This is a genomic window from Thermoflexus sp. (assembly GCF_025055495.1).
GTDB lineage: Bacteria > Chloroflexota > Anaerolineae > Thermoflexales > Thermoflexaceae > Thermoflexus.
In genome coordinates this window covers 1-1,865 of record NZ_JANWXB010000202.1, presented here as the reverse complement: position 1 = coordinate 1,865, position 1,865 = coordinate 1, and the positions used below count along the sequence as shown (strand labels likewise).

Genomic DNA, 1,865 nt, shown 5'->3' with positions numbered 1-1,865 from the left:
TTAATCCCAACAGGAACGAAGAGTCCCTCCTCCCTTCCCACGGCCCTTCGGGCCGTGGGCAGGGAGGAAAGGAAACATTCGGGAGCCAGCGGGACCGCCCGTTCCCAATGCCATGGGGGAAGAAATTAAGGCAGGATCCGCCACGGACGAACACTGCCCCTCTTGTTTATCCCCGACTAAGCCCTAATCGCTGCTCGAGCATGCCAGCCAGACGACCCAGGGCGTAGTTGACAAGAAAGTAAATGATGGAGACCACATAAAGCGTTTCCATTGGATTGCGCTCCCCCTGAAAAAGGATTACGCCCCTCCGGTAAAGCTCGATGAATCCGATGATCGCTCCGAGGGAGGTATCCTTGACCAGCGTGGCGAATTGTGCGATCAGAGGAGGAAGCGCTCGGCGGAAGGCTTGGGGAAGGATGACCAGTCGCATCGCCTGGCCATAAGTTAGCCCTAAAGAGCGGGCCGCCTCCCACTGCCCCCGAGGCAGGGAAAGGATGGCCGCCCGCAGCGCCTCGCCGTTCACCGCGCCTGTATACAGCCAGAGGGCCGCGATCACCGCTGCATCCGGCTGGGTCAGCGCATCGATCCCCATCTGGCGACCGAGGGCGCTTAGACGGAGGAAGAGATAGAACATCAACCCCAGCAGGGGAAGGGCCCGGATTCCCTCCACAATGGCGATCACCGGATAGCGAAGCCACAGAGGGCCGCTGTGACGGGCCAGCGCGAAGAACACCGCCAAGGGGATGCTGGCCAGGATCGCGATCGCGGAAGCCTCCAGGGTAAGCAGGAGCCCCAGGGCCAGGAAGCGCCAGGTTGAAAGTCGGGCGAACGGCTCAAACCGCGTTGGCTCCATCCGGAACGCCAGCGGGATCAGGATCAGGACCATCACGACACCCAGGAAAGTCTGCCAGGGCCGCTCTTGAGTCTGCATGGAGCATGCCTCGCCTCTGGTGCGGGTCGAGCCTCTTCGCCTCCCTTCTCTCCCCACGGCCCTCTCGGGCCCACGGGAAGAAGGAGATCACGCCGGGGAAGAGCGTTACAACAACATCCGCAAGCGGCGCTCCATAAAATTTACAATCCCGCTTAAGGGCACGGTGATCACCAAATACAGCAGAAACGCAATCAACATCGGCCAATCGGCGAACGTGCGGCCGATCACAAACTCCGCCTGATAAAGCAATTCCTCAACCGCGATCGCAGAGGCAATGGAGGTATTCTTCACCAGCGCGATGAACACCGTGCCCAGCGGGGGAATCATCATGCGAAAAGCCTGGGGTAATAACACCAGGCGGACCATTTGAGGAAAGGACATCCCCAAGGAGAGGGCCGCCTCGATCTGCCCCCGATGGATGGACTGAAGGCCGGCGCGGACCACCTCGGCCACAAAGGCCGCGGTGTAAACGCCCAGGCCGGCCACGGCGCTATCAAAAGAAGTGGGCAGCCAGAGGCCTGCTTTGGGTAGCCCGCTGTAGACAAAGACCAGCACGGGCAACAGGGGGATATCCCGGAAGAATTCCACATAGCCTGCAGCGAACCAGCGGAGGACCGCGATGGGGGCCACTCGCAGGACCCCAATGAGGGTCCCCAGGGCGAGGGCCACACCCATGCTGACCAGGGAGAGTCGCAGGGTCGTCCACAAGCCCAGGAGCAGGTAATGCCAGACTTCCGCTGTGCTCATCGGCGCTTGGTCAACTTGAGCTTTAAAGATAGGTCTCGCTGATGATTATGAATCGCCGCCAGGCTTCGTTGGAGGTCTGGGAAGTTCCAGCGGGCGCTGGCTGGCGACCGGCGAATCACCCTGGCCCGGCGCAAACCCTCTCTTTAGCCCGAAGGATCGCGGAGGGGGGAATAGTGGATAGAGGGTG

At 61.1% G+C, this 1,865-nt stretch carries 2 protein-coding genes; both read right to left on the bottom strand.

From position 1 onward, the window contains the following. Nucleotides 1-166: 166 nt before the first annotated feature. A complete protein-coding gene (locus NZM16_RS06870) occupies nt 167-931 on the bottom strand; it encodes an amino acid ABC transporter permease (protein ID WP_295479523.1) in 765 nt (254 codons plus the stop codon). A gap of 105 nt (nt 932-1,036) precedes the next feature. Next, nucleotides 1,037-1,678 (bottom strand): amino acid ABC transporter permease, encoded by a 642-nt coding sequence (locus tag NZM16_RS06865; RefSeq protein ID WP_295451584.1) that lies wholly within the window; start codon nt 1,676-1,678, stop codon nt 1,037-1,039. Nucleotides 1,679-1,865 lie beyond the last annotated feature (187 nt).